General features: G+C 69.3%; 11 protein-coding genes and 1 pseudogene. 8 read left to right on the forward strand and 4 right to left on the reverse strand.

Features of this window, described 5'->3' with window-relative positions:
• Positions 1–356: 356 nt before the first annotated feature.
• Positions 357–884, forward strand: coding sequence for a hypothetical protein (locus HR086_RS11835; protein WP_141642680.1), 528 nt, complete (start codon positions 357–359; stop codon positions 882–884).
• An 18-nt stretch (positions 885–902) separates the two neighbouring features.
• Here the strand turns inward: HR086_RS11835 and HR086_RS11840 are convergent, their stop codons facing one another.
• Together HR086_RS11840 and HR086_RS11845 are read right to left on the reverse strand one after the other, a co-directional pair.
• On the reverse strand, positions 903–2,432 hold the full coding sequence (locus tag HR086_RS11840; RefSeq protein WP_174465655.1) for a sensor histidine kinase: 1,530 nt from the start codon (positions 2,430–2,432) through the stop codon (positions 903–905).
• A gap of 409 nt (positions 2,433–2,841) precedes the next feature.
• Entirely contained in the window at positions 2,842–3,786 is a 945-nt protein-coding gene (locus tag HR086_RS11845; RefSeq protein WP_174465656.1) for an ADP-ribosylglycohydrolase family protein, read from the reverse strand.
• 284 nt (positions 3,787–4,070) lie between these two features.
• Between HR086_RS11845 and HR086_RS11850 the strand changes: the two genes are divergently transcribed.
• The 3 genes from HR086_RS11850 to HR086_RS11860 all read left to right on the forward strand — a co-directional run bounded on the left by HR086_RS11850 (position 4,071) and on the right by HR086_RS11860 (position 7,158).
• Positions 4,071–5,315 (forward strand): OmpA family protein, encoded by a 1,245-nt coding sequence (locus HR086_RS11850; protein WP_174465657.1) that lies wholly within the window; start codon positions 4,071–4,073, stop codon positions 5,313–5,315.
• Between the two features lie 480 nt (positions 5,316–5,795).
• Positions 5,796–6,416, forward strand: a complete 621-nt coding sequence (locus HR086_RS11855; RefSeq protein ID WP_141648747.1) for a TIGR02265 family protein — start codon at positions 5,796–5,798, stop codon at positions 6,414–6,416.
• A gap of 103 nt (positions 6,417–6,519) precedes the next feature.
• Positions 6,520–7,158: a TIGR02265 family protein gene (locus HR086_RS11860; RefSeq protein ID WP_141648748.1), complete on the forward strand. Its 639-nt coding sequence runs from the start codon at positions 6,520–6,522 to the stop codon at positions 7,156–7,158.
• A 15-nt stretch (positions 7,159–7,173) separates the two neighbouring features.
• Here HR086_RS11860 and HR086_RS11865 read toward each other — a convergent pair whose 3' ends face one another.
• Both HR086_RS11865 and folD read right to left on the reverse strand, forming a co-directional pair.
• Positions 7,174–8,289, reverse strand: coding sequence for a triacylglycerol lipase (locus HR086_RS11865; RefSeq protein ID WP_174465658.1), 1,116 nt, complete (start codon positions 8,287–8,289; stop codon positions 7,174–7,176).
• A 264-nt stretch (positions 8,290–8,553) separates the two neighbouring features.
• Positions 8,554–9,417 (reverse strand): bifunctional methylenetetrahydrofolate dehydrogenase/methenyltetrahydrofolate cyclohydrolase FolD, encoded by an 864-nt coding sequence (folD, locus tag HR086_RS11870; RefSeq protein ID WP_174465659.1) that lies wholly within the window; start codon positions 9,415–9,417, stop codon positions 8,554–8,556.
• Between the two features lie 55 nt (positions 9,418–9,472).
• On the opposite strand from folD, the gene HR086_RS11875 reads away from it, so the two are divergent.
• The 4 genes and pseudogenes from HR086_RS11875 to HR086_RS11890 form a co-directional block, all read left to right on the forward strand.
• A complete protein-coding gene (locus HR086_RS11875; protein ID WP_141648751.1) occupies positions 9,473–10,294 on the forward strand; it encodes a TerB family tellurite resistance protein in 822 nt (273 codons plus the stop codon).
• A gap of 47 nt (positions 10,295–10,341) precedes the next feature.
• Entirely contained in the window at positions 10,342–11,064 is a 723-nt protein-coding gene (locus HR086_RS11880; RefSeq protein WP_141648752.1) for a Smr/MutS family protein, read from the forward strand.
• Between the two features lie 46 nt (positions 11,065–11,110).
• Positions 11,111–12,106, forward strand: coding sequence for an adenosine deaminase (locus tag HR086_RS11885; protein WP_174455231.1), 996 nt, complete (start codon positions 11,111–11,113; stop codon positions 12,104–12,106).
• A 10-nt stretch (positions 12,107–12,116) separates the two neighbouring features.
• Positions 12,117–12,390, forward strand: a pseudogene (locus tag HR086_RS11890) (dihydroorotate dehydrogenase (quinone)); the annotation flags it as partial.

Here is a 12,390-nt window from a genome sequence, read left to right on the forward strand (position 1 = left end):
GTCTCGTCCCGTCGGGAGGCATTCATTCCAGCCTTCCGCACAAAGACTGTCGAGTCCGTGTGCGAGTGGCTGCCCTGGAGTCCCAAGGCGTCTGGGAGTCTTCGTCCACGGAGTTCTCATGTCGCTGGAGGGCACGAGCCCCCTCGTCATCACCCGGCTGCGCTGAAGCACCTCCCAGCGGACGTGGGCCGCTGGTTCCCGACAGGGCCGTGCGACTGACGGTCGGACTGGTGAGGTCGCTTCACGGGCCTCACTCATCCGGCCCCGCGCAACTGGCTTTCATGGGTGCGGGGTGGACGGCTCGGGCGCTCCGAGCCATCCAGCGACTCACATCCCAGCCGCCCACGGAGCCCTTCATGTCGTCGAGAGTCCTCCTGTCCGCCCTGCCCGCGCTGCTCGGCGCACTCCTCCTCCAAGCCACGCCCGCGTCGGCGCAGGTGGGCACGACGGACCTGACGTGCTCCGGCGGCGCCTATCAGACCTGGGAGCCCGGACTCCGGCTGTCCAACCGACGCGTCACCGCCACGAACTACACGAGCTACGACACGTGCACCTCGAACGACACGCTCGTCACCTCGGGCGTGCTCGTGGCCACGACGGAGCTGTCCACCAGTTGCGGCGGCAACCTGGGCCCCAGCGAGACGACCGTCACCTGGGATGACGGCTCCGTCTCGACCTTCGCCCTCAAGGGCGCCGGAGTGGATGTCATCAACGGCGCCCGCGTCTTCGTCTCCGTCGGGCTGGTGACGGGAGGCCGCTTCCAGGGAGACGCCGTGATGATGACCCAGGCCATGAGTCCCCTGGACCTCACGCCGTGCCTGTATCCCTCCGGCCTGACGGCGCTGTCGGGCCCGAGCACCCTCCGCCTCACGCGCCTGTTCTGAGGCGCGGGCCTTCGCGCCTCACGACGAGCAGGCGACCCCGGTCACAGAACGCGCGCGGGGCAGGCAGATGGTGAAGACACTGCCCTCCCCCTCGCGGCTCTCCACCCGCAACGTCCCACCGTGCTGCCGCACCGTGCTGGACACCACCGTCAGCCCCAGGCCCGTGCCGTGCTCCTTGGTGGTGAAGAGCGGGTCGAAGATGTGGTCCAGCACACCCGCCGGAATCCCTCCACCGTTGTCGGAGACCCGGATGTGGAAGGCCCGCCCGACGCCCAGCTCCGCGGAGACCTCCACGACTCCCTGGCGGCCCAGGGGCATCGCCTCCACCGCGTTCTGCACCAGGTTGATGAGGACCTTGCGCAGCATCTCCCGGTCCACCCAGGGGGGCTCGAGCGCCGTGGGCACGCGGTTCATCACCGCCACGCCCTCGCGGGAGGGCACCACGTCGATGACCTCTTCCATCAGCCCGTGCAACGAGCACGGCTGGAGCACCAGCGGACGCTCCCGCACGAACTCCAGCATCTCCGACGTGAGGCTGGCGCAGACGCCCAGCTCCCGGTCGACGATGGCGAGGAAGCGCTGCAGCCGGGGGTCCTCCAGCGCCCCCTCCACGTTGCGCAGCCTCCGCGCCACCGCCGCGTTCGCCGTGCGGGCGGCCGCCAGCGGATTGCGCAGCTCGTGGCTCACCGTCGCCGTCAACTGCCCCACCGCCGCGAGCTTCTCCAGGCGAGCCATCCGCTCACGCGAGTCCTCCAGCTCCCGGCCACTGCGCTCCGTCACCCGCTCGCGCTCCTGCTTCTCGCGCTCATACGCGCGCTCCAGCAACACCTGCCGCTCCGCGACGCGCCGCATCTCCCGCGCCACGCCCCGACACGCGAGCACCAGCACCCCGTCCACCAGCCCCACCCAGAACGCCAACTCCAGCACGCTCCACCCCGGCGCGCCGGAGAACGTCGCCCCCGGCTCCGGCCAGCCAATCCCTCGCAGCACGTGGGCCACCACCGCCGTCACGCCCGCGGTCAGCAGCACCCTCGGGTCCCGATAGAAGCTCAGGAGCGCCAGCGAGCCGAAGACGTGGAAGTGTGTCTCCAGCCGCGCGCCCGACAGATGCACGAGCAGCACGGACCACAACACCTGCGTCACCGCCATCACCTGCCGCGTCACCACCGCGCCCGGCCGCACCAGTGCCAGCGTCACCGGGATGATGCACAGCGGCCCGCCCAGGAGCAGCGCCACCCACAGCGGCTCCGGACTGGGGCGCAGCCTCCAGTCCCACGGGTGCGCGGACGTCACCACGGCCAGGGCGAGCGCGAAGAGCCACTGCCCCCCCATCAGCCAGATGCACAGCCCATCCGCCCGCCTTCGCACCGCGCTCAAGTACTCCGACAACAGCCACCGCACGCGCGACTCCAGCGCCGCGTCCAGCGGCTTGGAATCCTGTCGCCCGGGCTCCGCCGCCAGCGGCGTGGGACGCAGGACCTCCAGCGTGCCCAGATGACTCGCCAACGCCCGTCCCGCGAGCGCATCCGCTTCTTGGTTCTTCGACATCCTCAGGCTCACCCCGGCCGTGCTGGCCCCTCAGGATCCGCCCCATACTAACGCGCCGCGCATATCCAGCAATGCAGTTCTTTCGGCTTTAACAGGTTGTGGCGTCGCCAACACCTGTCCCGGCCTCGTGGGCGGTGGGGCGCTGCGGGCTCCAATGGCAGGCGTTGTACCTGGGTACAATTCCAAAGCCAGACGCGATGACATCCGGTCAATCCGGCTTTAAATCGAGTTGCAGGAAGCCGCCCTGGACATATCATCGCGGCGTGGTGATGGCGGAGGACGCGGCCCACGCAGGCCGGAGCCTGCTCTAGCCCGGGCCGGTGGACTCCCCGACGGCTGGCGTTGGATTGAAGGCCTCGCTCCGCCCCCGGGGGGGTGGGCGGAGCGAGGCCCGCGGTATCCCTTCAGCTCAGCGTGCGGCGTGCACCAGCAGCTTGCGCAAGAGCGGCTCCAGCAGCTCGCGCCCCCGCAGCGCCGAACGCCACCGCTCCGGAATGGCCCGCGCGCCCAGCATCACTCCCGCGACGCCGCCCGCCACCGCCGCCGTGGTGTCGGTGTCATTGCCCAGTCGCACCGCGGCGCGGACCACCTGCTCGTAGCCGCCGCCGGCCGCCACGCAGTCGCGCGCTGAACGCAGACAGTCCACCACATACCCCGAGCCGCGCCCGGGCGTGTCCTCGGCACCGCGCGGAAGGACGGCATCGTCCAGCTCCGTGCGGGCCTCGGTGCCCTCGGGATGCAGCGCCCGGAAGGCCTCCAACGCGGCGTCCCAGGGACGGTCCGAGCCCTCCAGCGCGCGGCGGGCCCAGAGGCAGTACAGCGCGCAGCACACCCGCGAGCGAAGGTGGCCATGCGTCACCAGGGACTGGAGCATGGCGTCGGAGGCGAGTTCCGCGTCAGTCCCGCGATGCCACAGCGCGAGCGGCAGCGCGCGCATGAGCGAGCCATTGCCGTTGTCCTGCTGACCCGAAGGTCCGGAGCTCGTCCCAGGCACTCCGGCGCGGAACATGGACAGGGCCCGGTCCGTCTGGATGCCCACGTCGAAGACCTGACCATCCACCGCGAGGTAACCCCATTCCCGCCAGTTCACCAGGCGCCGGCCCAGGTCCTCCAGGTCCAGCCGCCCCTGATAGAGCAACGAGTCCAACAGGCACAGCGCGTGGGCGCCATCGTCGGACCATGTCCCAGGGGGAACGTCGGGGTGGGAGCGACCAAAGCCCGCGGGGGGCTCGAACTCAATCGCGTCGGCCGAGGGAATCCTCTCCGACGGGTGGAATTCGTAAGGCACGCCCAGGGCGTCTCCCACCAACAGCCCCAGCAGCCCTCCCTCGATTCGCTCCTCGCGCGTCACCACGAACCCCCTCCAGTCCTTCGCCCAGCGTCCGGGACTGGACGCTGGCGCCCACGCCCGCCCGCCGTCAAGCCGGCACGGCGCGGAGGCGGCAAGGGGTCTTCCGGGAGCAGGCGTGCAACGGCCCCCCTGCCCGAGCACGCCGCCAGGGTGATGTTCCCCAGCAAGGCGGTCCGCACTTTCGTCCCCTGAAGAGTCGTTCGCTCCGGAGCCCCCGGCGCCATGCAGGCGATGAGCGACTCCCCGCACCGGGCCAACTGGTGCCGAACCACGGAGGAGGCATTCGCATGGCTTTCAACCTCATCGACATGGTGCGTGAGCGTTTCACGGGCAACGTGATGCAGCAGATGGGTTCCGCGATGGGCGAGGACCCCAGCACCCTGGGCAAGGCCTTGCCCGGTGCCATCGCCGCGGTGGGCGGGAGCGTGGCGGAGCGAGGCTCCACGGAAGCAGGCGCCCAGCGGCTGATGTCCCAGCTCAACGAAGGCGGCTTCACGGGGCCCAGCGCGGGCAAGGAAGACATCCTCTCCGCGGACACCGAGGAGAAGGGACAGGGCATGCTCAGTGGCCTGTTTGGAGACAAGCTGGGCAGCATCACCAGTGCGCTCGGTCGCTCCAGCGGGTTCAGCAACAGCAAGTCCGCGGGCGGGATGATGGCGCTGGTGGCTCCCGTCATCATGGGCGTCATCGGCAAGCACGTGCGTGACAACCGCATGGGCGCCGCGGGGCTGGGACAGCTCCTGGGCAGCCAGAAGTCGCTGCTGTCGTCCGCGCTGCCCGCGGGGCTGGGCAGCATCCTGGGCATCGGTGGCGCCGCCGCGGCGGTGGGGCCTCGCGTCGTCGAGGAGGTCCACGAGACGCGCGCCATCCCCACCGTGGAGACGGTGCGGCGGCAGCAGCCCATCGAACGGGCGCCGGTGCACCACGCGGAGCCCAAGAAGAGAAACCTCTCCTGGGTCATCCCCGTGGCGCTGCTCGCGCTGCTGGCGGGCTGGTTCCTCACGCGCGGACGCCGCAGTGAACCCCGGCGCGAGCAGGCGGCCGTCACGGAGCCCGCGCGGCCCCAGGCGCAGCCGCAGCCGCAGCAGCGCCCGACGGACACCGGCGTGGGTGGCGGCGGCACGGCGGGCACCACGCCGCCGGTGGCCCGGGATGCGCAGGGCATGCGGCAGGCCATCGACAGCGGCGCGCGCAGCTTCATCCTTGCGGGCGTGGCCTTCGAGGAAGGCTCCGCGACGCTGACGCCGCAGAGCGACGCGAGCGTGGGGCAGCTGGCCTCGGTGCTGCGTGAGAAGCCCAACTCGCGCGTGCGCATCACCGGCCACACGGATGCCACGGGTGATGCGACCGTCAACAGCCAGCTGGCGAAGCGTCGGGCGGAGGCGGTGCGCTCCGCGCTCGTCGATGATGGCATCTCCGCCAATCGCGTGGACGTCGCCGCCGTGGGTGCCGCGCAGCCCCTGGCGCCCAACACCACCACGGAGGGTCGCGACATGAACCGCCGCATCGAGGTCCAGGTGCTGAGCCGCTGAGTCCTCGGACGTCCCCGGTCCGCCGGGCGCGTCGTCAGACACGAGCACGGGTCGGGCCTCCGCGTGGAAGAACACGTGGGGGCCCGACGCGTCATGTCGTCGACGACAGACAGCGCCCGCGCCCTCCCGCGTCATCCCACGGCACATCGCGCCGTGGCCCGCAGGGGGCTCGGCCTGCGACGTGTGAACACACCGTGCGTTCATTCCATGAGTGGGACGCAACGACCAGAAGCCGCCACATCCCGCATGCCTGGCGGTCCGCGCTGTGAATTGGCCATCACCTCCCGGCGCGGTGGGGATGAGCCTCTTGTCCCGGCCCCTCGTCTGGAAGGTGCCTGCAACTGTCCCCACTGAGACAGCACACACCGACCCGCGTCGCACCCGGCCGGGCTTTTCAGAGTACTCGGATTGCCTCACTTTCAGGAGCGAGTCCGGGGGCCGCGCGCCTCCTGACTCAACTTCCATGTCGGGGGGGAGCCCATGACAGTGATTGCGTTCCGGAGCAGGGAAAGAGAAGTCATCGACCCTGGGTGCGAGCTGGAACGGCGACTGGGACTGACGGCGAGCGAAGACAGGGCCCGGGGCATGTTCTTCCTGGGCGTGCTGGACGTGGTGCGCCGCGAATCAGGAGAGACGGCGGCGGCCCGCTGTCTGGCGGCCTCTGGGGAGCGGCGCTTCGTCCCCTTCTTCCTCTACCCGGTCAGCGCCTTCCTCCGGATGTCTTTCGCGGCGGCGGAAGTCCTCGCGCCCAGACTCGGCGGCTTCGAGACGGCGATGCGCATCATCGGCGCCCAGGCGACCCATGACTTCCTCGACTCGGTGGTGGGCCGCAGCTTCCTGATGCTCGCCGCGGGAGATCCGCGTCGACTCATCAACAATCTTCCGTCTGGCTATCGCACCGCCGTCACCTATGGCGAACGGCATGTCACCTGGACGGGCGCGCACGAGGGCTGCTTCAACGTGTTCAGGGACTTCATGCCGCACACCTACCATGAGGGGGTGTTGCTGGCGGTGTTGCAAGCCGTGGGGACGCGCGTCGCCAGGGTCCGCGGACGGCCCTTGAGCCTGCTGGACTGCGAATACGTCATGTCCTGGGCGTAGGAAACGCCGCCGTGCCGTCATCAGGGGCGGCGGATGTGAAGTGTCGCTCAACTCCTCCCGAGGAGGGCGTGGGTTTCCCAGACAAGCGGCGTACGACCATGACATGGACGCGAGCACGCACAGGGACGAGGGTCTGGAGATGGGCGAGGAGCGCGGCGGGGTCGACCCCCTCACGGAGCTCGCGAGAAGACTGGCGTTGACCACGTCGCGCGACAAGGCGCGAGGCATGTTCTTCCTGGGCGTGCTGGACGTGGTGCGCCGCGTGGCCGGAGAGGCGGCCCGGGCCCGGTGCCTCACCACCTCCAAGGAGCGCCGCTTCGTCCCCTTCTTCCTCTACCCCATCAATGACTTCCTCCGGTTGTCGTACTGCGCCGCCGGGCTGCTCGCGCCCAGGCTCGGCGGCTTCGACAGGGCCCTGGAGACGATGGGAGCGCAGGCCACGCGGGACTTCCTCGCGTCGGCGCTGGGAAGGACGCTGCTGACCGCGGCCAATGGCTCACCCCGCCGGCTCGTCGAACACCTGCCGTGGGGATACTCCGCGTCCGTCAGCTACGGTGAGCGGCACGTGTCGTGGGAGAGCGAGCGCAAGGGCTGTCTCCACATGCGGCGCGACTTCATGCCTCCTCCGTATCACCAGGGGGTATTGCTCGCCGTATTGCAGACCCTCGGCGCCAGGGACGTGCGCGTCGAGGGTCATGAGCCACGGCTGCTGGACTGCGACTACGCCCTGGCCTGGGAATGAGTCACGCCGTCCGCGTCACTCGTGCTGGCTGATGTAGTGGATGATGGCGGCGTAGAACCCCAGCTCGTCGAACAGGTCCGGGCCGAAGCCGACGACGTCCAGGTGGTCCTGGTCCAGGACGCTGGAAAGCGACGTCATCTGCGCGCTGCCGGGCGCGTTGAGGTCCGTGACGGGCCCCAGCGAGCCGTCCACGGTGATGGAGTCCAGCCCGAGCGGCGCGTCCGTGTAGCGCAGCCGAGGCCCCATCTGCTGGGAGTTGATGCCAACCACGCCGTCGTCATCGCGCTCGTTGCGCACGCCGTCGCCCTGCCCCGCCGCGCCGTCGTTGTCACAGTCGTCGACGCAGAACCCGTCCCCGTCGATGTCATAGAACGCCAGGCGCACCAGGAAGAACGCGGGATTGACCTCCAGCCCGGCCTGCGCGGTGAGCAGCGACGCATAGTGGGAGGCATAACGCGAGTCCATGGGGTTGGCCGCGTTGAAGGCCTTCATGCCCGTGACGATGCCGTCCGTGGCGTCCGCGTCGTTGTAGATGAGCTGCTTGACGGCGGCGATGCCGTCGTTGCCCGGCTTGTAGATGATGTCGCCGAAGATGTTCGCCAGCGCGGCGACCACGGACGTCACCCCGGGCCCCAGGTCCAACACATACTTCGCCACCGGCGAGCCCCGGTGCGGCGAGGACACACTCACGATGACGTCCACCACGGCGCGGCCCTGCCGCTCGAAGAGCACCTTGGAGGCCTTGCGCGCGTCGATGCCGCCCTGCGAGTGGCCGACGATGTTCACCCGCGTCGCGCCCGTGGTCGCCAGCACGCCCTCGATATCGGACGCCAGGTCCAGCCCACGCACCTCCGAGGACTGGAAGGCCTGCACCTGCGCGCCGAACGCCCGCTGTCCCGAGTTGAGATAGGGGTTGCAGCTCAATTCCAGCAATTCGTCACACGCATCCCCCACGAAGTTGCCCAGCTCGTCCCCGAAGTAATCAAAGCCCAGCAGGTCGTCATAGCCGGACAGGCCATGCGCGAAGACCACCGGATGAAGCGTGCGCCGCGCTTGCTGTGCCCAGGCGACGCCCTCCCCTCCCATCCACCAGGCGCAGACGAGCGCCAACCCTGTCTGAATCCCTCTCATGTCGCTCACTCCTCACCCACGCCTGCTCGCGTGGGCCCTCAGCGCCTCTGCGGGCAGACCCGCCACCCGCACGGCTCGTGTCCGGCCCGTTCCCCCTGGCCAGCACCCACCGACGAACAACGTGCGACGCGAGACAACCGGGCAGTCAGGCCCGGCGGAGGACTCGCCGGAGAGCGTCTGCCTTTACTAGCGAAGACCCGGGCTCCCCAGGGCGGCCAATTCCAGGAGCGTCGTGAAACACACACGCCATCTCCCCAAAGACTGTCAATGGGAGGAAGGGACAAGATTCCGGATGGCCGCCTCGAGCGTGTTGCGGATGAGCATGGCGATGGTCATGGGCCCGACGCCGCCGGGCACGGGGGTGATGAAGGACGCGCGCTCGGAGGCGGCGGCGAACTCCACGTCACCCACCAGCTTGTTGTCCTCCTCCTTGCGGTTCATCCCCACGTCGATGACCACCGCGCCAGGCTTTATCCACGCGCCCTTCACCAGCTCCCGCACGCCCACCGCCACGACGAGGATATCCGCCCGCGACACCTCGCTCGGCAGGTCGCTCTTGCTGTGGCAGAGTGTGACGGTGGCGTTGCGCTGCAGGAGCATCAGCGCCATCGGCTTGCCCACGATGTTGCTGCGGCCCACGACGACGGCCCGCTTGCCGGACGGCTCGCAGCCAATCTCCTCCAACAGCCGCATGACGCCCAGGGGCGTGCAGGGCCGGGTCGCCGCGCGGCCCAGCAGCAGGCTGCCCGCGTTCATCGGGTGGAAGCCGTCCGCGTCCTTCTCCGGCCGCACCGCGGAGATGATGACGTCCGCGTCGATGTGCCGGGGCAGGGGCAGCTGCACCAGGATGCCGTGCACCGCGGGGTCCTCGTTGAGCCGGTGCACCAGCGCCAGGAGCTCGTCCTGCGACACCGTGGAATCCCGGTGGTGCTCCCAGGAGTGGAAGCCCACTTCCTCGGCGGCCTTCTTCTTTCCGGTGACATACGTCTTGGACGCGGGGTCTTCCCCCACCCGCACCACGGCGAGTCCGGGGACGAGGCCCCGCTCCACCTTGAGCCGATCCACCTCCGCCTTCACCTCGGCTCGCACCCGCGCCGCCACTGCCTTGCCGTCGATCAACTGGGCCATAGCGCGGCCCACTCTATGAGAGACTCCCTTCCCGGTAGGGAGGGAAACCGCGGCCATGGGCTCAGGAAAAGTGCTCGGGGTGATGATAGGTCTCTGTGTCGGGCTGCTCATCGGCAGTCCGTGGGCCATTGTCCTGCTTGGGGCAGTGGGTGGCTTCGTCGGACACCGGTTCGACGAGATGAACGCCCTGCCCGCCGAGTCCCCCGACGCCCTCGCCGACTTTCCCCCCGTCGTGCCCTCCGCGTTCGCGGGACGGGGCGGGCCCCGCGACGCCGCGTCCGTGCAGGAGGAGGCCGACGCGCACCTCACGCGCAGCCTCTGTGCCCTCTTCGTGGAGGTCGCTCGCGCCGACGGTGAAGTCCGCCGCGAGGAGGTCCGGGAGATTCGCCGCTACTTCGAGGAGGTCCTCAAGTACGGCCCGGACTCGCTCGAGTTCGTCCGAGGGCGCCTCAAGGACTTCATCTCCGTCCCGCCCGACCTCGATGACGCCGTGGCGGCCTGCCAGGAGGCGCTCCCTTCCAGCGAGCGGCGCCGGCTCCTGGACGCGCTCTTCGAGCTGTCGCTCGTGGACGGCTCCCTGCAGCGCTCCGAGCGCGAGGTGCTCAGCCGGGTGGGCGACGGCCTGAAGCTCTCCGCCGAGGAGCAGCACGCCATCGCCGCGCTGCACCTGGGTGACAGCTCGGCCCACTACGAGGTGCTCGGGCTGACGCCCGACGCCACGGACTCCGAGGTAAAGAGCGCCTTCCGGCGGCTCGCCGCGGAGCTCCACCCGGACAAACATGCCCACCTGAAGGGCGAGGACGCCGAAGAGGTCGCCCGCCACTTCCAGGAAGTCCGCGACGCCTACGAGGAAATCCGGCGCCTGCGCGGGATGTAGCCCCCGGTTACATCCCGCCATCGCCCACGACGAGGTCTTCTCCCGCCATGAGCTCGCAGAAAAAATCCCCTCCGAAGAAGAAGGACGAGGCGTTCCACAACAACCCCTTCAAGGGCGCCATCAAGTCCATCCAGGACCAGGAGAAGAAGGAGGCCCAGGCCCGCGCCGCCTCCGAGGCGGAGAAGCGCAAGCCCGCGGCCGCCCCCGTGCGCGCCAAGGCGAAGCCGACCCGAGAGAGCGCCGAGGACGACGCCGCCCTCTTCTATTCCGCCATGGACGGCGTGGCGCAAATCACGAATCGGGGCGAGGCGCCCAAGTCCAACCCGCGCCTGCCGGAGCTCATCGACGAAAACGCGGAGGCGCTCGCGCAACTCTCCGAGCTGGTCGCCGGCCAGGGTGACTTCGACATCTCCTCCGGCGCGGACGAGTTCCTGGAGGGCACCAGCCCCGGCGTGGACCGCAACCTGCTGCGCGCCCTGCGCCGCGGAGACTTCTCCATCCAGGGTCAGTTGGACCTGCACGGCAAGACGCAGCCCGAGGCGAAGGCGGCGCTGGAGCGTTTCCTCTCCGACAGCCGCCGCGCCCGCCACCGGTGCGTGCTCATCGTCCACGGACGCGGTTTGCACTCCAAGGACCAGATGCCCGTCTTGAAGGAGCTGATGAAGTCGTGGCTGTCACAGAAACGTATTGGCGGACTGGTGCTGGCGTTCGCCACCGCACGTCCGCAAGACGGAGGAACGGGGGCTGTCTACGTCCTGCTGAGACGGTGACAGCCGTATCCTTTACGCGCGCCCGGCACTGTGCATACATACCGCCATGGCACGTGAACTGATCGACCTGCACATCCACGTGGGCGGCTCGGTGGCCCCCCACATCCTCTGGTCCATCGCCCATCAGCAAGGCTTCAAGCTCCCAGTCAAGACGTACTTCGACTTCGTGGAGCTCATCACCTCCCGTCCGGGCAAGGTGGGGAGCCTGGACGACTACCTGAAGATCCTCCACACCTGGACGGAGAAGATTCAGTCGTCGCCCAGCGCGATTGAGCGCTCCGTCTACGAAATCATCGGCAAGGAGTACCGGGGCAGCCGGGTGACGCAGATTGAGCTGCGCTTCAATCCCATGAAGCGCAACCTCCAATCCGAGTTGGACCTGGACCACATCATCCACGCGGCGCTGCGCGGCATGGACCGGGCGGTGCTCGAGTACGGCGTGAAGGTGGGCTTCATCTTCTGTCTGGCCCGCGAGTTCGACCACCGGCTCAACAGCATCCTGGTGGACAAGGCCATCAAGTACCGCACGCGCGGCGTGTACGGCATCGACCTGGCCGGCACGGAGACCAACGCCATGGAGCTCAAGCCGGAGGTCGTCGCGCAGTACGAGGACCTCTTCGCCCGGGCGCGGCGCGCGGGGCTCAAGTGCACGGTGCACACCGGCGAGACGCGGGGCACGGGCGCCGAGGGCGTCATGTCCGTGGTGGAGAAGCTCAAGCCGCACCGCATCGGCCACGGCATCCGCGCGGCCTATGACGAGAACGCGATGAAGGTGCTGCGCGAGAACGACATCGTGCTGGAGCTGTGCCCGACGTCGAACCTGCACACCAAGGCGGTGGAGGGCGTGGAGGAGCTGCGCCACATCATCCGCACCTTCTGGGACCGCAAGGTGAAGTTCACCATCAACACCGACGGCCCCTACCTGCTCGAGACGGACATGCGCCGGGAAATCGAGCTGGTGGAGAACAACGGCATCCTCACGCCGGAGCAGGTGGACCAGACGCTCGCCTGGGCCCGCCAGGCGTCGTTCATCCCCGCCTGAGCCCGCGCGCATGTACGGACTGACTCGCTCGCTGCTCTTCCGACTCCCGGCGGAGCCCGCGCACCGGCTGGGCCTCTTCGGGTTGAGGGAGCTGGGGCACTCCCAGGAGCTGTGCCAGTCCCTGCGGGGACGGGCCCTGCGGGGCGGCACCGACGCGCTGGCCGTGGAGGTGGCGGGCCTGCGCTTCGCCCACCCCGTGGCCCTGGCCGCGGGCCTGGACAAAGACGCGGAGGCGGTGGACGGCCTGTTCGCCTGCGGCTTCTCCGCCGTGGAGATTGGCACCC

The sequence above is a fragment of the Myxococcus sp. CA039A genome (genome assembly GCF_013336645.1).
GTDB lineage: Bacteria > Myxococcota > Myxococcia > Myxococcales > Myxococcaceae > Myxococcus > Myxococcus llanfairpwllgwyngyllgogerychwyrndrobwllllantysiliogogogochensis.